Genomic DNA, 20,243 nt, shown 5'->3' with positions numbered 1-20,243 from the left:
GCGGGCGTCCCGTCCGCTGCTCCCCTTCTGAAATTTCCAATTCAAAACAGTGGACGCACCCCATGGCCAATGCCGATACCGCCGGATCTCCGGATCTCGCCCGGGCCGCCCGGAAAGAAAAACTCTTCACCTGGATCAACAAGACCGGCGGTTGGCTGGATGCGCTCGGGTTCTCCTGGCTTGTGCCACTGATGAAGATTGCCGCGGGCGACAGCCCGAAGGAGCAAATGGGGGAATTGAAGCGTGTGCTGCTGATCCCGCTCCTCGGCATCGCCGCATTCCTGGTTCTGTGGGGCGCGCTCGCACCGCAGGTCCAGACGTCCCTTGGCGCCGTGCCCGGACCTGCAGCCGTCTGGAGCCAGGCGATCAACCTGTGGGACGACCATGTCCGCGAACGCGAAAAGGCGGCCGCTTTCTATGAGCGCCAGGACACGCGCAACGCCAAATACGAGGCGGAAGGCAAGACGGACAAGATCAAGTGGCGGAATTACACCGGCAAGCCGACCTATATCGATCAGATCGGAACGTCGCTCAAGACGGTCGGCCTGGGCTTCCTGATCGCGACGATCATCGCGGTCCCGCTCGGGATCGCCTCCGGCCTGTCGAGATCGTTCAATGGTGCGATCAATCCGCTGATCCAGATCTTTAAACCCGTGTCACCGCTCGCCTGGCTGCCGATCGTCACGATGATCGTGTCGGCCACCTATGCCAATCCCTATGACTGGCTGTCGAAGTCTCTGCTGATCTCGGCCGTGACCGTGACCCTGTGCTCCATGTGGCCGACCCTGATCAACACCGCGCTGGGCGTTGCCTCGGTGGACAAGGACCTGATGAATGTCGGACGTGTTCTGCAGCTGCCGACCTGGAAGACCATCACCAAGCTCGTTCTGCCGTCTTCTTTGCCGCTGATCTTCACGGGTCTTCGCCTGTCCCTGGGTGTGGGCTGGATGGTTCTGATCGCCGCGGAAATGCTGGCGCAGAACCCGGGCCTCGGCAAGTTCGTCTGGGATGAATTCCAGAACGGGTCGTCGCAGTCGCTCGCCAAGATCATGGTCGCGGTTCTGACCATCGGTCTGATCGGTTTCATGCTCGACCGTCTGATGTTCGCCCTGCAGCGCGCATTCACGTTCAGCGCCAACCGCTAAGGAGACATTTATGTCCTTTCTGGAAATATCCGGTGTCTCCAAATCCTACGGTGAGGGTGCCAACCGCACGGATGTGCTGGACGACATCAACCTGAAGGTGGAAGAGGGTGAGTTCATTGCCATTGTCGGGTTCTCCGGCACCGGCAAGACCACGCTGATTTCCCTGCTGGCCGGCCTGATAGAGGCCGACCAGGGCGGGGTGATCTTCAAGGGAAAAGAGATCGACGGACCGAGTCCGGACCGGGGCGTGGTGTTCCAGTCCTATTCCCTGATGCCCTGGCTTTCGGTCACCGGCAACGTGGCGCTCGCCGTCGACACGGTCTTCAAGAAGAAGTCCGCCAAGGAGCGAAAGGCCATCTGCGACAAGTATATCGAGATGGTCGGTCTCGCCCATGCCCGCGACCGCAAACCGGCTGAACTATCCGGCGGCATGCGCCAGCGCGTCGCCGTCGCGCGGGCGCTTGCCATGCAGCCCGAACTCCTGTTGCTCGACGAACCGCTCTCCGCGCTGGACGCTCTCACGCGCTCCAAATTGCAGGATGAATTTGCGGCGATCTGCGAGCAGGAAAAGAAGACCATCGTCCTGATCACCAACGATGTCGACGAGGCCATTCTGCTTGCCGACCGCATCATCCCGCTGAAACCCGGCGCGAAGGCAACACTCGGACCGGAATTCGCGGTGCCGTTCAAGCGCCCGCGCGAACGCGGCGAACTCAACCACGATGACGACTTCATCAAGCTGAGAGCCGATATCACCGAGTATCTGATGGCGGTCGGCGCAGAGCGCGGGGCGGACATGGAACGGGACATCGTTCTGCCGAACATCGTGCCGATCACCCAGCGGATAGCAAAGGACGACAAGCTGCCGTCCGCTTACGAGCGTGCCGCCGAAAGCGTGAAGGACGATCGCTTTCTCGAGTTCTCCCAGCTCAAGAAGGTCTACCCGACACCCAAGGGACCGCTCACGGTTGTTGACGGGTTCGACCTAAAAATGAACAAGGGCGAGTTCATCACGCTGATCGGCCACTCCGGCTGCGGCAAGTCGACGGTTCTATCCATGGTCGCCGGGCTCAATCCGATCACGGAAGGGGCGATCATCCTTGACGGGACGCATATCACCCAGGCCGGTCCTGACCGGGCCGTCGTGTTCCAGGCCCCCAGCCTCATGCCGTGGCTGACTGCGTATGAGAACGTCGCCCTCGGTGTCGACAAGGTGTACCCGGACGCGTCGAAATCCGAAAAGCGCGACGTCATCGAGTACTACCTGTCGAAGGTCGGACTTGCAGATGCCATGCAAAAGGCGACGGCGGATCTGTCCAACGGCATGAAACAGCGTGTCGGCATCGCGCGCGCCTTTGCGCTCTCGCCGAAACTGCTGCTTCTGGACGAACCTTTCGGGATGCTCGACAGCCTGACGCGCTGGGAGCTGCAGGATGTCCTGATGGATGTGTGGAAGCGGACGCAGGTCACCGCGATTTGCGTCACCCACGACGTCGATGAAGCCATTCTCCTCGCTGACCGCGTCGTCATGATGTCGAACGGTCCGAACGCACGGATCGGCAACATCATGGATGTCGATCTGCCGCGTCCGCGCTCGCGCAAGGAGCTGCTCGCACACCCGGACTACTACGCCTACCGCGAAGAGTTGCTGGACTTCCTTGAAGCCTATGAAGGCGGTGCGGACCCCAGTGAAGAGCAGCTGAAATCCATCCAGGAAAAACGTGCCGCGCGCATGGCCCGCCAGAAGGCGGCCGTCCAGGCAGCCGAGTGAGTGCAGGAGTGAAACCAGACATGACGCCAGATCAGATCCAGCTCGTGCAGGCCTCGTTCGCAAAGGTCGTTCCGATATCCGACAAGGCGGCCGAGCTCTTCTACGCCCGGCTTTTCGAAATCGCCCCGGACATCAAGCCGCTGTTCACCTCCGATATCACGCAGCAGGGCCGCAAGCTGATGACCACGCTGGGCGTGGTCGTGAACGGGCTCTCGGATTTCGATGCGGTCCTGCCGGCCGCCAGGACACTTGCAGTCAGGCACGTCGACTACGGGGTGACACCCTCCCACTATGCGCCGGTTGGCGCGGCCCTGATCTGGACCCTTGAACAGGGGCTTGGAGACGCCTTCGACGATGCCACCAGAACCGCCTGGAGCGACGCTTACGCGGTGCTTTCGAACGTGATGATCGAAGCTGCCTATTCAAACGCGGAGGCCGCGGAGTAGACCGATGGAAAAGAAGAAACTTGTCATCATCGGAAACGGGATGGCGCCGGGACGGATGCTGGAATACCTGTTCGAAAAGGACAGGGACGCCTACGCCGTCACCATATTCAACGCAGAACCCAGGGTGAACTATAACCGGCTGATGCTGTCACCCGTCCTGTCGGGCGAAAAGGCCTATGAAGACATCATCACCCATGGCGATGACTGGTACGGCGAAAACGGGGTCACCCTGCACAAGTCCGCCAGGGTGTCGGAAATTGACCGCGCCGCCAAGACGGTCACCGCCGAAAACGGCGTCAGCGCCCAGTACGACAAGCTGGTGATCGCGACCGGATCCAACCCGTTCATCATCCCGCTTCCGGGCAAGGATCTTGACGGCGTTCTGACCTACCGCGATCTGGACGACGTGGAAAAGATGCTGCAAGCCGCCAAAGGCGGCGGGCGTGCGGTCGTGATCGGTGGCGGTCTTCTCGGCCTTGAAGCGGCTGCCGGTCTGAAGATGCAGGGCATGGACGTCACGGTGCTTCACCTGATGCCGACCCTGATGGAACGTCAGCTCGACCCGGCCGCGGGTTTTCTTCTGGAAGAGGAATTCAAGCGCCGCGGTATCGAGGTGCGCACCAAGGCGAACAGCCACGAGATCCTTGATGACGGGTCGGGCCGCGTGAAGGGTATCCGGCTCGATGACGGCACCGAAATCGATGCGTCGATCGTCGTCATGGCTGTCGGCATCCGTCCGTCCTCCGATCTTGCCAAGTCCGTCGCGCTTGATGTCGGGCGTGGTGTTCAGGTCGGCGACGACATGCGCACCAGCGACCCGGACATCTTCGCACTCGGCGAGTGCGTCGAACACCGCGGCATGTGTTACGGACTTGTCGCTCCGCTCTATGAAATGGCGGAAGTGATCGCCGACAACCTCTTGGGCGGGACTTCGGAATACACGGGCTCCGTCACCGCGACCAAGCTGAAGGTGACGGGGGTCGATCTCTATTCGGCCGGGGACTTTGCCGAGGGCGAGGACCGCGAGGAAATCGTTCTGCGCGATGCGGCCGCCGGGGTCTACAAGCGGCTCGTCCTGAAGGACAACAGGATCATTGGCGCCGTTCTCTACGGCGAAACCGCCGACGGGCCCTGGTTCTTCGATCTCCTGAAAAAACAGTCGGATGTCTCGGAAATGCGCGAGACACTGATCTTCGGCCAGGCGTATCAGGGGGGTGCCCCCCTGGACCCTACGGCGGCCGTTGCAGCCTTGCCGGATGATGCGGAAATCTGCGGCTGCAACGGCGTATGCAAGGGCAAGATCGTCAATGCGATCTCCGAAAAGGGACTGTCGTCGCTGGATGATGTCAGGGCGCATACCAAGGCGTCCGCATCCTGCGGCACCTGCACGGGTCTCGTCGAGCAACTGATGCAGGTCACGCTTGGCGATGCCTATAATCCGGCTGCGGTGACACCCATGTGCGGCTGCACGCATCTGGGCCACAGCGAGGTGCGCCGGCTCATCAAGTCCAAAGAGCTGAAAACCATTCCCGCCGTCATGCAGGAACTGGAATGGACGTCCTCCGGCGGCTGCGCAAAATGCCGCCCGGCGCTCAACTACTATCTCGTCAGCGACTGGCCGGACGAATATGCCGACGACTACCAGTCCCGCTTCATCAACGAACGGGTCCACGCCAACATCCAGAAGGACGGGACCTATTCCGTCGTGCCACGCATGTGGGGCGGCATGACCTCGTCCAAGGAGCTGCGGGCGATTGCCGATGTGGTCGACAAGTTCAACATCCCGGCGGTCAAGTGCACTGGCGGTCAGCGTATCGACATGCTCGGCATCAAGAAGGAAGACCTTCCGGCGGTCTGGGCGGATCTGGGCAAGGCCGGTTTCGTCTCGGGCCAGGCCTATGCGAAGGGCTTGCGGACGGTGAAGACCTGCGTCGGGACGGACTGGTGCCGCTTCGGGACCCAGGATTCCACCGGTCTCGGCATCAAGATCGAAAAATTCATGTGGGGGTCCTGGACACCGGCCAAGCTCAAGCTTGCCGTCTCCGGATGTCCGCGGAACTGCGCGGAAGCCACCTGCAAGGATATCGGTGTCGTCTGCGTGGACAGCGGCTACGAGATCCATTTCGCCGGTGCGGCAGGCCTCGATATCAAGGGCACCGAGGTGCTCGGTCTGGTCAGGACCGAGGAAGAGGCGCTCGAGCATATCGTTGCACTGACGCAGATGTACCGGGAGCAGGGCCACTATCTGGAACGGATCTACAAATGGGCAAAGCGGATCGGCTACGACGAGATCCGCAGCCAGATCATGGATGACGAAGACAAGCGGAAAGCCTATTTCGAACGGTTCGTCTTCAGCCAGAAATTCGCCCAGGTCGATCCGTGGTCCGAGCGCGTGTCCGGCAAGGACAAGCATGAATTCAAACCGATGGCGATCCTGCAGGCGGAGGCGGCCGAATGAACGCGGAAACGAGAAACTGGGTGGCGATCGGAGATCTCGCCGACATTCCGCGCGAAGGCGCCCGCGTGGTGAAGACCGATCGCGGCTGCATTGCCGTGTTCCGCACCGTGGATGACGAGGTCTTTGCCCTGGATGACCGCTGTCCGCACAAGGGTGGTCCCCTCAGCCAGGGCATCGTGCACGGGTCCTCCGTCACCTGTCCGCTGCACAACTGGGTTTTCGATCTTGCAACGGGACTGGCGCGCGGTGCCGACGAAGGCTCTGTCCCCGTGACGGCGGCGCGTGTTGAGAACGGCAAGGTGCTGCTTGCCGCCGATGATCTGGCCCGCAGGGCCGGATGAAGGAAAGACCGGAAGATGGCGATTGAAGAAAAAAACGAGACGCCCGGGTCTGGAGAGGAAAGAACGAGGAGGGCAGGGTGACCGCTTTTTCAAACACAAAAACGGTCAAGACCACCTGCCCCTATTGCGGTGTCGGCTGCGGGGTCCTCGCGACACCCCAGGCTGACGGGTCCGTCGACATCAAGGGCGATCCGGAGCATCCGGCGAATTTCGGACGCCTGTGTTCCAAGGGGTCGTCTCTCGGGGAAACGCTGTCTCTCGACGACAGGATCCTTCATCCGCAGGTCGGCGGGAAAGAGGCGGACTGGTCAGAAGCGCTCGATCTCGTCGCCGAAACATTTTCACGCACCATCCGGGAGCATGGCCCGGACAGCGTTGCCTTCTATGTCTCCGGTCAGATCCTGACGGAAGACTATTATGTCGCCAACAAGCTGATGAAGGGCTTCATCGGCTCGGCGAATATAGACACGAATTCCCGCCTCTGCATGGCGTCTTCGGTCGCCGGGCACAGACGGGCGTTCGGCTCCGATACCGTGCCGGGAACCTACGAGGACCTGGAAAGCTGCGATTTGCTCGTTCTTGTCGGGTCCAACCTGGCCTGGTGCCACCCGGTACTGTTTCAACGGGTAGAGGCGGCGAAGGCGGAAAATCCGCAGATGCGGGTGGTCGTCGTGGACCCGCGCGAGACCGCGACCTGCGCCATCGCCGATCTGCACCTTGCTCTGAAACCGGATACGGATGTTGCGCTCTTCAACGGTTTGCTGGCCTTCCTGGCAGACACCGACGCGCTTGACCGGGCGTACATCGACCAGCACACCCACGGCTTCGATGCAGCGCTTGCGGCGGCCGGACCGTGCGAAATCAACCGGATCGCCGAAGAAACCGGCCTGTCCCCGCGTGACCTTGCAACGTTCTACACGATGGTGGCCCGCACGCCGAAAACGGTCACCGTCTACAGCCAGGGCGTCAACCAGTCGGTCAACGGGACGGACAAGGTCAACGCGATCATCAACACCCACCTGGCGACAGGGCGTATCGGCTGTCCCGGCATGGGGCCGTTCTCGGCAACCGGCCAGCCCAATGCCATGGGCGGGCGCGAGGTCGGCGGGCTTGCCAACATGCTGGCTGCCCACATGGCCATCGAAAATCCGGACCATCGCGAACTCGTGCAATCCTTCTGGAACAGCCCGGCGATCGCGGAGCAGCAAGGGCTGAAAGCCGTCGACATGTTCAAGGCGGCACGGGACGGCAGGATCAAGGCAATCTGGATCATGTCGACCAACCCGGTGGACAGCCTTCCGGATGCGGACGGGGTCGCGGCAGCGCTCGAGGCCTGTCCCTTCGTTGTCGTTTCGGACGTCACGCATGCTGCCGACACGGTTGCCTACGCGGACGTGCTTCTGCCTGCAGCCGCATGGGGCGAAAAGGACGGCACGGTTACCAACTCGGAGCGGAGAATTTCCAGGCAGACATCTTTCCTGGCCTCGCCCGGCGATGTCAGAGCGGACTGGTGGCAGATCTGCGAGGTTGCGCGCCGGATGGGATTCGAACCGGCCTTCAACTTCGACGGCCCGGCTGCGATCTTCCGCGAACACGCCGCCCTGTCAGGGTTCCGGAATGACGGTTCCCGCGACTTCGATATCAGTGCCTATCGCGATCTGTCAGGGCACGACTTCGACAAGATGCAGCCGTTTCAATGGCCGCAACGAACTGGCGAGGGACAAGGGACCACGCGTTTCTTTGCGGCAGGCGGGTTCTTCACCGCCGACGGCAAGGCTTCTCTCGTTGCGGTCAAGCAGGCTGCGCCGGCAGCCCTTGGAAAGCGCTACCCGTTCGTTCTCAACACCGGCCGGGTCCGCGATCACTGGCACACGATGACGCGCACCGGCAAGACACCGCGGCTTTCCTCCCACATTGCCGAACCTTTCGCGGAACTGCATCCGGAGGATGCAGCCCTGGCAGGTATTTCTGCTGCGGACCTCGTCGAGGTCAAGAGCCCGCATGGTGCCGTCATTGTCCGCGCCCAGGTAACGGAACGGGCCCGCAAAGGCTCGGTTTTCGTTCCCATGCACTGGACCGACCAGTTCGCGTCCAATGGCCGGATTGATGCTGTCGTCTCTGCCGAGGTCGATCCGGTCTCCGGTCAGCCGGGCTCGAAATTCACACCTGTTTCGCTGCGCAAGCGCGGTTTCGACTGGTACGGTTTTGCCGTCCTGCGCGAAAAACCGGGCGCTCTTCAAACCGGTTATTGGGCAGTTGCGCCCGCCTATGGAGGCTGGCGCGTCGAACTGGCAGGACGCAAGTGCGACGACATTGAGGGCCTCGTTCAGTCGCTGCTGGGCGAACACACCGAGTTGCTTCGCTTCGAGGACGCAGGTCTCGGGCTTCAGCGCGTTGCCGGCTGGACCGGCGACATGCTTTCGGGAGCTTTTTTCTTCGCATCCGAACCCGTTTCCGTGTCCCGGCAATGGGCCTGCGGGCTTCTGGCGGCCCCATCGACCGACCGGCAAAAGCGCCTCGATGTGCTGGCCGGACGGCCACCCGCCGACATGCCTGACAAGGGCGCCATCGTCTGCTCGTGTTTTCAGGTCGGGTGCCATGAAATTGCAGCCGCCGCCGCACAGGGTGCGGCAACCGTCAGGGCGGTCGGCGATTGCCTGAAGGCCGGGACCAATTGCGGGTCTTGCCGCTCGGAAATCCAGTCCATTCTCGATACGAACTTCAAGGAGACCTCCAATGAGGCCCGTATTGCCCGCGCCGGATAAGGCGCTGAGACGCCGGCGTCCGGCGCGCGTGGATGCCCTTGCAAGTCTGCCGCTGTTCTTCTCGTTGAAGGGACGGAAGGTGGTGCTCGCGGGCGGCACGGACGCTGCGGCGTGGAAAGCGGAGCTTCTCGCCGCTGCCGGGGCCAAGGTTCACGTCTACGCGGACCGCCTCGACGAGACATTTGCCACGCTTTTATCCGGTGGCAGCGTCAAGGGCAGTTTTGTGCATCACCAACGGGTCTGGAGCACCGATTGCTTCGACAGCGCCGCGCTGGCCATCGGCGACGCGGCCAGCGATGGCGAGGCGCAGGCCTTCTATTGTGCGGCCCGCGCAGCCGGTGTGCCCGTCAACGTGATCGACAGGCCCTCCTTTTGCGAGTTTCAGTTCGGCTCGATCGTCAATCGCTCGCCGGTGGTGATCGGGATCTCGACCAATGGTGTCGCGCCCATTCTCGGACAAGCCATCCGCCGCCGCATCGAAACCCTTTTGCCGGTCAGCCTGCGTGACTGGGCCGCGCTGGCCGGGCGGGTGCGTGCAAACGTGCTGGCCACCCTCGCAGCCGGGTCCGAACGCCGCAGGTTCTGGGAAGGCTTCACCGATCTGGCCTTCTCAGCGCGATCCCTCCCGGACGCGGAAGACGAGCGCGCGATAGACACGCTGCTTGACGATGCCGTGGCAACGGCAACCGGGCGGGTCACCCTTGTCGGCGCAGGGCCGGGAGACGCGGAACACCTCACGCTCAAGGCCATGCGGACGCTTCAATCTGCCGATGTCATCCTGTTCGATGGCCGGGTCGACGATACGGTGCTGGAACTCGCGCGCCGGGAAGCCAAACGCATGCTTGTCGGACGCAATTCCGATCCGGACGCAGCGGACGAAGACATCCGGGACCGCATGGTGAGGCTCGCACGCCAGGGCAAACATGTCGTGCGCCTGATGTCCGGTGACCCTGTCTCCTGCGAAGAGACGCAAGACGATCTGAAGCGTCTTGACGACGCCGGTGTCCCGGTTGCCCTGGTGCCAGGTGTTTCCGGTCTCTCGAAAGATGTTCCGGATACACGGGAAACACGGGCGGCTGTGCGGTCAGCGCACGGCTGACCGCCGTTACGTTATGCGTCAGAAAGACGGACTGTTCAGGCCGGTCAAGTCGAGGGCGCCGAAAGCGGGGATCGAGACCCTGGCCGCGGCCGGATTGATCCCGGCAACCAGGCCCAGGAAATTGAGCTCCAGACCGACCTTGCTGCCGATGACAAATCCGAAATAACCACCCGCGGTCGCAAAGAAAGCTCCGTCGTCCCGGTAGCCTAACCATCTGCCGTCCGCCGGAAAATCCCGTCCGATCGCGGTGCTGGGTGTTGACGCGGCAAGGGCGGGGACCCGCTGCAGAACGGTTTCGACAAAGGTATTCGAATTGGGCCCCGGCCAGATCGTGTAGTCCCCCCGCTCGCGCCAGCGATAGCCTGCGATGGCGCGTTCCACTTTCGGCAGGAGTTCTTCGGCCTTCTCTCCGACCAGTCGGTAGTTGATGACGGGCTTGTTGGAATACCAGTGCCCGTCGGCGTCGTAGGCATTCTTGCGGACGGGCGTGCCCCACCCGACGACATCGTACCGGTCGTATCGCTCTTCGCCTTTGGGCTTGAGCACCAGCCAGGAGTGTGTTGCGAAGGCCCCTTTCATGCCTCCCGTGCGCGCGGTCAGAACATAGATTTCCGCCTGATCGGCAGGCGGCTTTTCCGGAAGAATACCCGCGCTTGCCCATGTGGCGTAGCGCCAGCCCTGCGGGCGGTCCTTCAGGCTCCAGACCGCCAGGTGCAGCAGCGCGGGGAGGATGAAAACGGCAAACAGGAAAACAACGGTTCGTCTGGCAAATCGCAGCGTCAGACTTGTGGTTTTCGACATTGCAGACCCTTCACCATGCGGATGCGTGCGCCGGACCGTCTCACCTTTCTGTCAGGCCCGACCGCTCTTGCGGTCACCTTGACGCAAGGAAATGTAACACAATGAATGTGTGTACTTTTTGGCGGTGGGGAAGGGGGGACGGGTTCAACCGCCTTCAAAAATGCGTTTGCGGGCGTTTTCGACATGATCGCGCATGGCCTGCCGCGCGCCTTCCCGATCGCGCGCCTCGATCGCGTTGAAGATGTCGTAGTGCTCGGACTGCACCAGCTTCATCCGGTCCTGCGGTTTCGTCAGCGACAGGTTCCGGGTCAGGTTCATGCCGGTCAGGATGTTGGACTTCATGGAGGAGCGCGCGGCAACGAAATACTTGTTGTCCGCGGCATTGCAGACGGCAACGTGGAAGATCTCGTCCGCCGCCACGCCGAGTTCTCCTTCGGCGATGCAGCGGTCCAGTTCGGTCAGCGAATCCTGCAATTCCTTCAGGTCGGAGTCCGTGCGCCGTTCCGCGGCAAGAAAGGCGGCCTCGCCCTCGACGGCCGCCCGAAACTCAAACGTGCGCTGGATGTCGGCGATCGATCCCACTGGGGCGAAGTCGAGCACGGCGCCTTCGGGCCGACGTTTGACGTAGGAGCCGGAACCCTGGCGCGAGACGACCACGTCATCTTCGCGCAGCTGCTTGAGGGCCTGGCGCAGGATCGGCCGCGAAACGCCGAACTCGTCCGACAGCATCTGTTCCGTCGGCAGTTTGCCGCCGACGGGGATGTCCCCGTCCATGATCTTGGCGAGAATGCTCTCGTAGACCTTGTCGGAGAGTGTCCGATCCCGGATCTGCCGGTCCGAAGCCGAATTTTCCCTTACCTGCCGTTTTCCTGCCGCCACGATCTAAACCTGTCCAGTGTTGACGGATCGGTCGGGGGATAGAGCCCGAAAGTCGATGCGCCCTGTTTGACCATCTCCATGACAAAGTCCTCGAACACTGTCATTTCGGTGGCCTCGTCCGCTACCTCATTTGCCATATGTTGCGGCACGCAAACAACACCTTCGTTGTCGCCGACGATGATGTCTCCCGGGAAAACCGAAACACCACCGCAGGCAATCGGGTCATTCACGGCAACCGCGTGGTGTTTTGTCAGGTTGGTCGGTGCGCTCGGCCGCGCGTGGTAGCCGGGCATCTCCAGTTGCGCAATCTCGGGCGTGTCCCGGAACCCGCCATCGGTGACGATGCCCCGGCAGCCGCGCGCCTGCAGGCGGGCTGCAAGGATGCACCCCGCGGAAGCCGCAGATGCATCCCCGCGGGAGTCGATCATGAAAACCGCGCCTGCCGGACACTCCTCAACGCCCTTGCGCTGGGCGTTGGCGGGATCCGCGAAAGAGTCCAGATGGTCGAGATCTTCGCGGGCGGGGATGTATCGCAGCGTATAGGCGATCCCGACCATGTTCGGTCCCGGACGCAGCCGATGGATCCCCTGCAGAAAGATGTTGCGCAAACCCCGCTTGAACATCACCGTCGTGAGCGTTGCCGTGCTGACATTCATGAACTTCAATTTCGTCTGATCGTCCAGACCCGTCATCCGGTTCTCCCCACCGCTCCAGTGCAAACAGGCACGTGTTTCTTCTTCGTGATGATTAAGCCCGCAAGGAAAACTTGTCAATTATTTGTAAAATCCAAAAGCGAAAATTTCGCAATGATAGCGTCTCGCACTTGTTTCTCCCTATAAGTTTCTGAACTCAATCGATTTTTCCGAGAATTGGTCATTCTGCGAAAGCGTTGCGTACGTCTGCGGGTCTCCCGGAACATGCCGTTTCAGGGCACTTTCCGCCGGTTTCAGTGCCCAATTTTTTTGTGCGCAGCTTATTTGTAAAAATTTGTGTTGATTTGTGTGGGTTGATTAAGATACCGATTGCAGTCGGTGATTTCCACGGTTCGAGACATGAGGCCGTGATCTCGGGCAGCAAGTGCAAAGGATGAATGAGACCGGAGGTGCGACTCCCGAAAGCATAGCGAAATCAGACTGTTTTCGTCTTTCTGTTCAGTCGGTGTCCCTGTGAGGCCAGCTGAGCTCACGGATCAGGCTTCAGATTTACTTTCGCTCGCTGCGTGATTTGGTCTGATTTGTAAACCGTGGCTGATCGGGCGTGACAAAACCGCTGTGGCAGGTTGCGGCCTAGTCCTCACTGCATACCCGGCGACGGCGAAAGAGACACATTCGGAGAGGGACAAGCGGCATCCGGGTGCGTCGGCGCGGGCTCCGTTTCCGCGAACCACATCCGGGGCGGTTTGGCTCACACGAGACCGGGCGTTCCGAAACAGACGACACTCAATGCTCTTAAAGGAGAAAACGAAAATGGATCTCAGCGGAAAAACAGCAATCGTCACGGGTGGGGGGCGCGACATCGGGCGCGCCTGTGTGCTTGCCCTGGCGAAGGCAGGGGCAAATGTTGCCATTAACTATTTCAGCAGCAGCAGCGGCGCAGACAGCGCGGTCGAAGAGATCGTCGCCGGCGGAGGCAAGGCCTTCGCTCTTCGGGGTGACATGACAAAACCGGAGGAAGTTCAAGCCCTCGTTGACAAAACAGTCAGTGAATTCGGTGGGTTAGACATCGTCATGCCGATTACGGGCGGCTTGATTGCCCGGAAGACCGTCACCGAGATTACGGCAGAGCACTGGCAAAATGTCTTCGATCTGAACGTTTCCTCCGCCTTTCTGCTTGTCCAGGCATCGTTGCCGCACATGAAACCGGGTGGGGCGATCGTGACAATGGCGTCGCAGGCTGCCCGTGACGGCGGCGGACCAGGTGCGCTTGCCTATGCAGCGTCCAAGGGCGCGGTCCTGACCATGACCCGCGGACTCGCCAAGGAGCTTGCGCCCGATATCCGCGTCAATTCCCTCTGTCCCGGCATGATCGACACCGACTTCCATAATGTTTTCACAAAGCCGGATGTCCGGAAGCACGTGGCCGGCGTCACGCCGCTGAAGCGCGAGGGAACGTCGGAAGAAGTCGCCAACCTCGCCGTCTTCCTGGCGTCCGATCAGGCCGCGTTCATGACCGGCGCCTGTGTCGATATCAATGGAGGCCTGCTGTTCTCCTGACGCCTTCCTCGGGCCGGCATACCCCGCCTTCCGGCAATCCGGGGCGGGGTTGTCACCTTGGGTTTCGAGCCGGGCTTACAAATCACATACTTCATTTTCCCGTTAAAATTCAATGTCTTGATCCAAAAAACGCCTAAAATTTGTTTAATTGATTTTTATACTTGTAAAAATTTGTAAAATAAATATCGTGAAGCCAGATCAACAGGGAGGTACCAATGATCCGTTTCAAGTCAATCAAAGCCGGTCTCATGCGCGGCTCCGTTCTGGCCGCTGTTCTCGCGGTCACCGCCGTGACCGCGGAGGCGCGCGACCTTCGTGGATGGAACATTCACGTGGAGGACTATCCCGTGTCACACGGCATGGAATCGTTCCTGAAGGAAGTCAGCGAAAAGACCGGAGGCGAGCTTTCCGGCAAGGTCTATCACAGCGGTGTCTTGGGCTCGCAGCCGGACGCGATCGAGCAGACACGCCTTGGCGTCATCGATTTCGGCGTCTTCAGCCTTGGGCCGATGGGCCAGGTCGTGCCGGAAGCAAACGTCGTCTCGCTGCCGTTCATCTTCAAGAGCATCCCGCAGATGTACGAACTGATGGACGGTGAAGCCGGTGCTGCACTGAGCAAGGGTCTGGAAGCGAAGGGGCTGGTGGCGCTCGGGTTCTATGACGCCGGTGCACGTTCGTTCTACACATCCGTCAAGGCGATCAACGAGCCTGCCGATGTCGGCGGTATGAAGATCCGCGTGATGAACAACGACCTGTTCGTCGGAATGGTGGATTCTCTCGGCGGCAACGCGACGCCGATGGCGTTTGCCGAGGTTTATCAGGCGATCAAGACCGGTGTCGTGGACGGGGCGGAAAACAACCCGCCGAGCTACGAATCCACCAACCACTTCGAAGTTGCGCAATACTACTCGCTGACACAGCACCTGATCATTCCCGAGTGCCTGTGCATGAGCAAGAAGACCTTCGACAGCCTCACGCCGGAACAGCAGGCGATTGTCAAGGAAGCCGGCCGCAACAGCACTGAGCTGCAGCGCAAGCTCTGGCAGGAGCGTGAAGCGGCCAGCATGGCCAAGGTCGCCGAGGGCGGCGTGACCGTGAACGAGATCGCCGACAAGGCGGCTTTCCAGGAAGCCATGGCACCGGTGTACGATCAGTTCCTGTCTCAGAACCCCGAGCTGAGCGAGCTCGTCGAAATCTTCAGAAACGCCAACTGATAACGCTGTGCACCGCGGGCCGCGCCATGCGCGGTCCGCAAACTCCCGGGGGGAAACAATGCCGCAGGGCGAGAATATTCTGGCGCGGCTGGAGCTGTCTCTGGTCTGGTTGAAGCGCCTGTGCGTGTTTGTGGGTTCGCTCGCACTTGTGGTCCTTGTGGCCACTTTCGGCTGGCTGGTCTTCGGGCGCTACGTCCTGAACGAGACACCCACCTGGGTCGAACAGCTCGCGCTGGTCCTGATCTGCTACATCACCTTTCTCGGGGCCGCCGTCGGTATCCACGAGCAGTCCCATCTCGGCGTTACCCTGGTGCGGGATGCCCTGCCGCCGAAAGCGCGTCAGCTGCTTCTGCTGATGACCGACCTCTGCCTGGCCGTGTTCGGCGGCGTCATGCTGGTGGCAAGCCTCGAACTCTTCCAGTTCGGCTGGTCGACGCTCCTGCCGATGCTCAATATCCCCGAAAGCATCCGAACCGCTTCTGCCGTCGCCTGCGGTGGACTGATGGTCATATTCGCAGGCGCAAGATTCATATTGCGAGGGCGCTCGGCCCTTCGCGGCGAGATCTACGAAAAAGAAGAGAGTAACTGAGATGGGTCTTGCAATTCTGCTGGGCGTCTTCGGCGTCAGCGTTCTCCTGGGCGTTCCCGTCGCCTTTGCAATGGGTATCTCGGCGGCCGCCGCCTTCTGGTATGAAGGCTTTCCGTTGCTGATCACGTTTCAGCGCACGATTTCGGGCATCACGCCGTTTTCGCTTCTGGCCATTCCCTTCTTCGTCTTTGCCGGCGAACTGATGCTGCATGGCGGGATCGCCGTTCGTCTCGTGCGCTTTGCGTCCTCCCTTGTCGGTCATGTCCGGGGCGGCCTGGCGTCGGTCAACATCTTCTCCAGCATGCTGTTCGGCGGAATATCCGGGTCGGCCATCGCCGACATTTCCGCGTTGGGATCGCTGCTGATCCCGGTGATGAAGGAAAAGGGCTACCGGCCGGACTATGCGGTCAACGTGACGGTGACATCGTCCATCGCCGGCATCGTCATTCCGCCCAGCCACAACATGATCATCTTCGTTGTGGCAGCCGGCGGCGGCGTTTCCATCTCGAAGCTGTTCCTTGCGGGCGTCATTCCCGGAATACTGATGTGCCTGTGTCTTGCCGTTGCGGCCTATTTCGTGGCCCTGAAACACAATTACGGATCCGAACCCTTCCCGGGCTGGAGCGTCGTCGTTCAAACGGCCGTCGGCGCGATCCCCGGACTGATCACGGCCGTGATTATCGTCGGCGGTGTCCTGTCAGGCGTGTTCACCGTGACGGAGTCTGGTGCCTTCGGCGCAATCTACGCACTGGTGCTGACGGCCGTGGCCTACCGGACGCTCGGCTGGAACGAGTTCGTTGTCTCCGTCACGTCCGCCTTGCGGACCACCGCCATGGTCATGATCCTGATCGGGTTCGCCAGTTCGTTCGCCTACCTTCTGGCGCTTTATCAGGTTCCGGCCAAGCTCAGCGACTTCCTGCTCGGCATCTCGGAACAGAAGATCGTCATACTTCTCATGATCAACCTGATGCTGCTTGCGCTCGGCATGATCATGGACATGGCCGCGCTGATCCTGATCTGCACACCGATCTTCCTGCCGATCGCGCGGGAACTCGGCATGGATCCCGTCCAGTTCGGCATCATGCTGCTGGTCAATCTGGGTCTCGGCCTGTGCACGCCACCGGTCGGCACATGCCTCTTCGTCGGGTGCGCGGTCGGCAAGATAAAAATCGAGGAAGCGCTGAAATCGATCTGGCCCTTCTATCTCGCCCTGCTGGCCGCTCTGCTGCTGGTCACCTATGTGCCGGCAATCTCCATGTTCCTGCCGTCGCTGTTCGAGTAGCGATTTGTTTCCCGATCAGGCGTTTCGAGCAAATGCCTGATCGCTCCTCAAGGCGGGTCACGTGGCGAGTTTCTGCTTCGTGTTCGGACCGACAATGCCGTCGGCAACAAGCTGGTTCCGGTGCTGGTAACCGGTCACCCCGGCATATGTCTTCGGACCGAAGATGCCGTCGGCTGCGAGGCTTTCGACGCCCGGAAGCGCCTTGTGGTTCAACAGGTTCTGAAGGGCGGCGACATCGTCACCCGTGTTGCCGGTCTTGAGATACTGCTTGCCCGCCTTCAGCTTGGCGATCTCTTCTTTCAGCCACTTGATGAGATCGTCCTGACCGAACGGGAAAAGGATGGGCCGGAATGTCGCCTCGGAATCCTTGAAGTTCTTCGCCATGTGCAGTCCCTTGATGATTTCATTCGGGTCGTGACCCTGGTGAAAGAACTGCAAGTGCTTTTCGCAATCCAGCCAGCCGTTGATGATTGCGATCCGCTCGGCGACCGTCAGCGGAGAGGGGCCCTTGTAGTAGACGCCCCCATAGACATAGAGCGCGTCACGCTTGTCCTGCTTTCGCGCATAATAGTTGTGTCTCAACGCAGCGGACACGACCTGGACGGACTGATTGTCCGTCAGGCTGCCGAGAAGTTTGGTCTTGTTGCCGACCTTTGCCCTCTTGGGAAGGTTGGCGACATAGTAGCCGTGTTTTTTTGCCTGCTCGGTCTCGAACTTGTAGAACTCCGAGGGTTCGACCTGGCCGAAACCCCACGCAGTACCGGCGCCTTCCTGCTCCTGGTTGTTGAAGAAGGATTCCTCCCAACAGATGGCGATCAGCAATTCCCAGCTGAAAACGTAACCGATGCCATGGTTGCTCGCGATGAGCGCTTTCATTTCGTCATATGATTTTCCTGGAAGCTTGGGCATGTGGCTCTCCGACAAAAATGCATAAATAAAGTCCTGTAAAAATACGGGTGACGTAAGGTTATCACATTTGCGGAGGAGGCGCAGTCGTTTCGGGGAATTGCAATCAACGCAATGGGTTGATGGTCGTGTGAATGTCAGCCCTCATCCTGAGGAAGGCCGAAGGCCTGTCTCGAAGGATCGGTGGTTCGGCCTCATCACGCGGCCCATCCTTCGAGGCTTCGCTTTGCTACGCGCCTCAGGATGAGGAGCAGTTGAGAGAAGCTCCGTCATATATATCTGTTCTGGCCAGACCAGCGCGTTGTTGGCGGTTAGGGACCCGTGCACCTAGTCGGTGCACAGGTGACAGGCGACCCTTGCTTTTTCCGTACCGAATTCCCTGACTTCGGGGCGTTCCCTTCGGCAGATGTCTTCCGTCAACGTGCATCTCGGATGGAAGCTGCAGCCGCTTGGCTTGTTGATCGGATCGGGGATTTCGCCCTTCACGATCTCGGCGGTCCGGCCGAACGCGTCGATATGGGGGGCGGCGTCCATGAGCATGCGCGTGTAGGGGTGCCGCGGCTTGTCGAACAGCGTGTCCCTGTCGGCCACTTCGACGAGGCGGCCCAGATAAAGCACGCCGATTTCGTCCGCCATGTAGCGTATGATGGAGAGGTCGTGGCTGATGAACAAATAGGTCAGGCCGAGTTCGCGCTGCAGGGCCTTCATCAGGTTCAGCACTTGGCTCTGCACGGAGACATCAAGCGCCGATGTCGGCTCGTCGCAGACAATGAACTCCGGATTGGAGGCGAGGGCGCGGGCGATCGCAATACGCTGGCGCTGGCCGCCGGAAAACTCATGCGGGAATTTTTCGCCATCCGATTTCGCAAGGCCGACCTGGTCGAGCAGTTCCGCGACACGCCCGTCCACTTCGGAGGCGGGAAGCAGATCGAACGCCCGGATCGGCTCACCGATGATATGCCGCACGCGCCAGCGCGGGTTCAGCGACGCATAGGGGCTCTGGAAGATCATCTGGATGCGCCGGCGCATCGCCATCTTCTTCTTCTCGCTGGAGATGGAAAAGAAGTCCTCGCCATCGATCAGCACCTGGCCGCTGGTCGGTTTCTGCAAGCCGACGATCATGCGCCCGATGGTGGACTTGCCCGAGCCGCTCTCGCCCACAAGCGCGAAGGTCTTGCCTTTCGGAATGTCGAAGTCGACCGTGTCGACGGCGGTCAGGTATTGCTTGGCCTCGAGCGCGAGCATCCTGTTGAGCCAGGGCTTGGACACGTCAAAAACCGCGCCGAGCTGCCGCGCACTGATCAAGGGTGTTTCACCGGTCATTCGGAGACTCCGGAGATCTCTTTTGTTTCTGGATTGACGGCCGGGTCGTAGAGCCAGCAGGCGACCTCGCTGCCATCGACCGGTTCAAGGACCGGAATGTCCTTGAAGCACACGGAGAAGGCCTTTTCGCACCGGGGATTGAAGGCACAGCCTTTCGGGATGGCGCGCAGGTTCGGCATCGATCCGGGGATCTGGCTGAGGGCGTGCATGGTGCCTGTCGTTGACGGCGTGGATGCCATGAGCCCCTTGGTATAGGGATGCGACGGGGTGCTCAGCACGTTGCGCGTCGGGCCGATCTCGGCGATGCGTCCGGCATAGAGAACCGCGACACGATCCGTCGATTCAGCGATGACACCCATGTCGTGCGTGATCAGGATCACGGCCGTACCGCGCTCCCGGCACAGCTTCTTGAGCAGCGCCATGATCTGCGCCTGCACGGAGACGTCGAGCGCGGTGGTCGGTTCGTCCGCAATGATCAGTTCCGGTTCGGCAGCAAGCGCCAGCGAAATGACGACGCGCTGGCGCATGCCGCCGGAGAACTGGTGCGGATAAGCGTCGATGCGGGTCGCGGCCGCCGGAATTCCGACTTCCTCCAGCAGCGCGATGGCCCGGTCGCGCGCCTCGCCGGATGACACGGGAAGGTGCGTGCGGATTGTCTGGATCAGCTGCTGTCCGACGGTCATCAGCGGATTGAGGCTGGTCAGCGGATCCTGGAAGACCATCGCGATACGTTTGCCGCGGATCCGGCGCAGGCGGTCTTCGGGCAGATTGTCGATCCGCTCGCCATCGAGGGCAATCTCACCGCCGCTGATCCGCCCCGGGCGGTCAATGAGCCCGATGATCGCCGATCCGCACATGGACTTGCCGGCGCCGGATTCGCCCACCAGGCCAAGAATTTCGCCGGCGCGGACTTCGAACCCGACCCGGTCCACGGGCCGGAGCATGCCGCTGCGGGTCGGAAACTCGACGATGAGATCTGAAACTTTGAGAAGAGGAGTATCGGACACGGGT

The 20,243-nt window shown here is 60.9% G+C and carries 17 protein-coding genes; 11 read left to right on the top strand and 6 right to left on the bottom strand.

The window, feature by feature from the left end; genetic code table 11:
* The first annotated feature begins 62 nt into the window (after positions 1–62).
* The 7 genes from ACO07N_RS01635 to ACO07N_RS01605 all read left to right on the top strand — a co-directional run bounded on the left by ACO07N_RS01635 (position 63) and on the right by ACO07N_RS01605 (position 10,025).
* On the top strand, positions 63–1,145 hold the full coding sequence (locus tag ACO07N_RS01635) for an ABC transporter permease (RefSeq protein WP_421979348.1): 1,083 nt from the start codon (positions 63–65) through the stop codon (positions 1,143–1,145).
* Between the two features lie 10 nt (positions 1,146–1,155).
* Positions 1,156–2,916 carry an ABC transporter ATP-binding protein gene (locus ACO07N_RS01630; RefSeq protein WP_421979347.1) on the top strand — a complete coding sequence of 587 codons (1,761 nt, stop codon included), beginning with the start codon at positions 1,156–1,158 and terminating at the stop codon, positions 2,914–2,916.
* Positions 2,917–2,936: 20 nt separating this feature from the next.
* Positions 2,937–3,362, top strand: a complete 426-nt coding sequence (locus ACO07N_RS01625) for a globin family protein (RefSeq protein WP_421979346.1) — start codon at positions 2,937–2,939, stop codon at positions 3,360–3,362.
* Between the two features lie 4 nt (positions 3,363–3,366).
* A complete protein-coding gene (gene nirB / locus ACO07N_RS01620; RefSeq protein ID WP_421979345.1) occupies positions 3,367–5,820 on the top strand; it encodes a nitrite reductase large subunit NirB in 2,454 nt (817 codons plus the stop codon).
* Positions 5,817–6,161 carry a nitrite reductase small subunit NirD gene (nirD, locus tag ACO07N_RS01615; protein ID WP_306141623.1) on the top strand — a complete coding sequence of 115 codons (345 nt, stop codon included), beginning with the start codon at positions 5,817–5,819 and terminating at the stop codon, positions 6,159–6,161. The genes nirB and nirD overlap by 4 nt, the downstream gene beginning before the upstream one ends.
* A gap of 77 nt (positions 6,162–6,238) precedes the next feature.
* Entirely contained in the window at positions 6,239–8,926 is a 2,688-nt protein-coding gene (locus tag ACO07N_RS01610; RefSeq protein WP_421979344.1) for a molybdopterin-dependent oxidoreductase, read from the top strand.
* Entirely contained in the window at positions 8,898–10,025 is a 1,128-nt protein-coding gene (locus ACO07N_RS01605; RefSeq protein WP_421979343.1) for a siroheme synthase, read from the top strand. Before ACO07N_RS01610 ends, ACO07N_RS01605 begins: the two co-directional genes overlap by 29 nt.
* A gap of 18 nt (positions 10,026–10,043) precedes the next feature.
* Here the strand turns inward: ACO07N_RS01605 and ACO07N_RS01600 are convergent, their stop codons facing one another.
* The 3 genes from ACO07N_RS01600 to ACO07N_RS01590 form a co-directional block, all read right to left on the bottom strand.
* Entirely contained in the window at positions 10,044–10,826 is a 783-nt protein-coding gene (locus ACO07N_RS01600; protein WP_421979342.1) for a DUF3750 domain-containing protein, read from the bottom strand.
* Between the two features lie 144 nt (positions 10,827–10,970).
* On the bottom strand, positions 10,971–11,705 hold the full coding sequence (locus tag ACO07N_RS01595; protein ID WP_421979341.1) for a FadR/GntR family transcriptional regulator: 735 nt from the start codon (positions 11,703–11,705) through the stop codon (positions 10,971–10,973).
* Positions 11,681–12,397, bottom strand: a complete 717-nt coding sequence (locus ACO07N_RS01590; protein WP_421979340.1) for a ribonuclease activity regulator RraA — start codon at positions 12,395–12,397, stop codon at positions 11,681–11,683. Before ACO07N_RS01590 ends, ACO07N_RS01595 begins: the two co-directional genes overlap by 25 nt.
* Positions 12,398–13,171: 774 nt before the next feature.
* On the opposite strand from ACO07N_RS01590, the gene ACO07N_RS01585 reads away from it, so the two are divergent.
* The 4 genes from ACO07N_RS01585 (at position 13,172) to ACO07N_RS01570 (ending at position 17,003) form a co-directional block, all read left to right on the top strand.
* Positions 13,172–13,918, top strand: a complete 747-nt coding sequence (locus tag ACO07N_RS01585) for an SDR family NAD(P)-dependent oxidoreductase (RefSeq protein WP_421979339.1) — start codon at positions 13,172–13,174, stop codon at positions 13,916–13,918.
* Positions 13,919–14,133: 215 nt separating this feature from the next.
* Entirely contained in the window at positions 14,134–15,132 is a 999-nt protein-coding gene (locus ACO07N_RS01580; protein ID WP_319383672.1) for a TRAP transporter substrate-binding protein, read from the top strand.
* 58 nt (positions 15,133–15,190) lie between these two features.
* Positions 15,191–15,721 (top strand): TRAP transporter small permease, encoded by a 531-nt coding sequence (locus ACO07N_RS01575; protein WP_421979338.1) that lies wholly within the window; start codon positions 15,191–15,193, stop codon positions 15,719–15,721.
* A gap of 1 nt (position 15,722) precedes the next feature.
* Positions 15,723–17,003 carry a TRAP transporter large permease gene (locus ACO07N_RS01570; protein WP_421979337.1) on the top strand — a complete coding sequence of 427 codons (1,281 nt, stop codon included), beginning with the start codon at positions 15,723–15,725 and terminating at the stop codon, positions 17,001–17,003.
* A 57-nt stretch (positions 17,004–17,060) separates the two neighbouring features.
* On the opposite strand, the gene ACO07N_RS01565 is transcribed toward ACO07N_RS01570, so the two are convergent.
* The 3 genes from ACO07N_RS01565 to ACO07N_RS01555 all read right to left on the bottom strand — a co-directional run bounded on the left by ACO07N_RS01565 (position 17,061) and on the right by ACO07N_RS01555 (position 20,239).
* Entirely contained in the window at positions 17,061–17,912 is an 852-nt protein-coding gene (locus ACO07N_RS01565; protein ID WP_421979336.1) for a peptidoglycan-binding domain-containing protein, read from the bottom strand.
* A 324-nt stretch (positions 17,913–18,236) separates the two neighbouring features.
* Entirely contained in the window at positions 18,237–19,232 is a 996-nt protein-coding gene (locus tag ACO07N_RS01560; RefSeq protein WP_421979335.1) for an ABC transporter ATP-binding protein, read from the bottom strand.
* Positions 19,229–20,239: an ABC transporter ATP-binding protein gene (locus ACO07N_RS01555; protein ID WP_421979334.1), complete on the bottom strand. Its 1,011-nt coding sequence runs from the start codon at positions 20,237–20,239 to the stop codon at positions 19,229–19,231. Before ACO07N_RS01555 ends, ACO07N_RS01560 begins: the two co-directional genes overlap by 4 nt.
* Between the last annotated feature and the right edge of the window lie 4 nt (positions 20,240–20,243).

The organism is Roseibium sp. (assembly GCF_965229775.1).
In the GTDB taxonomy this organism is placed as follows: domain Bacteria; phylum Pseudomonadota; class Alphaproteobacteria; order Rhizobiales; family Stappiaceae; genus Roseibium.
This window is presented reverse-complemented; position numbering and strand designations above follow the sequence as displayed.

What these genes read in the sequence shown, in the direction of transcription:
- ACO07N_RS01600 (WP_421979342.1), bottom strand. Translation starts at nt 10,826, where the DNA reads ATGTCGAAAACCACAAGTCTGACGCTGCGATTTGCCAGACGAACCGTT.
- ACO07N_RS01630 (WP_421979347.1), top strand. Translation starts at nt 1,156, where the DNA reads ATGTCCTTTCTGGAAATATCCGGTGTCTCCAAATCCTACGGTGAGGGT.
- ACO07N_RS01590 (WP_421979340.1), bottom strand. Translation starts at nt 12,397, where the DNA reads ATGACGGGTCTGGACGATCAGACGAAATTGAAGTTCATGAATGTCAGC.
- ACO07N_RS01605 (WP_421979343.1), top strand. Translation starts at nt 8,898, where the DNA reads ATGAGGCCCGTATTGCCCGCGCCGGATAAGGCGCTGAGACGCCGGCGT.
- ACO07N_RS01625 (WP_421979346.1), top strand. Translation starts at nt 2,937, where the DNA reads ATGACGCCAGATCAGATCCAGCTCGTGCAGGCCTCGTTCGCAAAGGTC.
- ACO07N_RS01570 (WP_421979337.1), top strand. Translation starts at nt 15,723, where the DNA reads ATGGGTCTTGCAATTCTGCTGGGCGTCTTCGGCGTCAGCGTTCTCCTG.
- nirB (WP_421979345.1), top strand. Translation starts at nt 3,367, where the DNA reads ATGGAAAAGAAGAAACTTGTCATCATCGGAAACGGGATGGCGCCGGGA.
- ACO07N_RS01575 (WP_421979338.1), top strand. Translation starts at nt 15,191, where the DNA reads ATGCCGCAGGGCGAGAATATTCTGGCGCGGCTGGAGCTGTCTCTGGTC.
- ACO07N_RS01635 (WP_421979348.1), top strand. Translation starts at nt 63, where the DNA reads ATGGCCAATGCCGATACCGCCGGATCTCCGGATCTCGCCCGGGCCGCC.
- ACO07N_RS01565 (WP_421979336.1), bottom strand. Translation starts at nt 17,912, where the DNA reads ATGCCCAAGCTTCCAGGAAAATCATATGACGAAATGAAAGCGCTCATC.
- ACO07N_RS01560 (WP_421979335.1), bottom strand. Translation starts at nt 19,232, where the DNA reads ATGACCGGTGAAACACCCTTGATCAGTGCGCGGCAGCTCGGCGCGGTT.
- nirD (WP_306141623.1), top strand. Translation starts at nt 5,817, where the DNA reads ATGAACGCGGAAACGAGAAACTGGGTGGCGATCGGAGATCTCGCCGAC.
- ACO07N_RS01585 (WP_421979339.1), top strand. Translation starts at nt 13,172, where the DNA reads ATGGATCTCAGCGGAAAAACAGCAATCGTCACGGGTGGGGGGCGCGAC.
- ACO07N_RS01580 (WP_319383672.1), top strand. Translation starts at nt 14,134, where the DNA reads ATGATCCGTTTCAAGTCAATCAAAGCCGGTCTCATGCGCGGCTCCGTT.